The sequence below is a fragment of the Neisseria dentiae genome (assembly GCF_024580525.1).
Classification (GTDB): domain Bacteria; phylum Pseudomonadota; class Gammaproteobacteria; order Burkholderiales; family Neisseriaceae; genus Neisseria; species Neisseria dentiae_A.
Genome location: NZ_JANIKQ010000057.1, coordinates 1 through 752, shown reverse-complemented (window position 1 = coordinate 752; position 752 = coordinate 1). Strand labels below are relative to the sequence as shown.

The window sequence follows — 752 nt, the reverse complement described above, 5'->3', positions numbered from 1 at the left end:
TCGGGCAACATCGACATCAAGGTGGCGCAAGTGGTGTCGCCTATGCCTTTTATCTCTCCGATGATTTTGTTTTTGCCGTCAAAATTGCTGTCGTTGTATTTGGCAATCTGTTTGTCCAGATCAGCAATCAAGGTGTTAAAGTGCCGAATTAAATCTTCCACACTTTGCTGTTGGCTGGAGTGGATTTGTGCCAAACGGTTTTTCTCGGCCGTGCGCATTTCCACCAACTGGCTGCGGCGCTTTACCAAAGCTTCCAACTCTTCCTCTGCTACAGTGGGAGGCTGATACAGCATATTTGCGGCCAACCCTTTCAATTCGATTGCCTGCGCATAATCTGCCAGCATTTTGGCATCTTTGCTATCGGTTTTCCCCAATGAAAATGATTGGGCGTATGAATGGGTTTGACGGGGATTGGCAATGACCACCCGCAATCCGGCATGATGCAATGCTTTGGCCAGCGGGATTTCCAATCCGCCGGTACTTTCCGGCACCACCAGGCTGACATAGTGCTTTTGCAAATACTCGACGGTATGTTGGAAACCTTTGGGATTGTTGGTTTCCGTTTTGGTTTTGGCCATACCGGTAATGCCGATAACGAAGTGTTTTTTGGCTATATCAATGCCGCCATAGTTTTGAATACTCATCATAAACCTTCCTTGCATTCGGTTGTGTTGTCGTGCAACTGTTCGGTTGTGGTGATGGTTGGTTATCTGCTCGTTTGGCTAAGACACGGATGTTAAAAAATCCCAGGG

Annotated in this window: 1 protein-coding gene; it reads right to left on the bottom strand. The window is 47.5% G+C overall.

Features of this window, described 5'->3' with window-relative positions; genetic code table 11:
• The coding region (locus NQ012_RS12835) for an IS110 family transposase (protein WP_445013500.1) at positions 1 to 662 on the bottom strand (662 nt) is incomplete at its 3' end.
• Positions 663 to 752 lie beyond the last annotated feature (90 nt).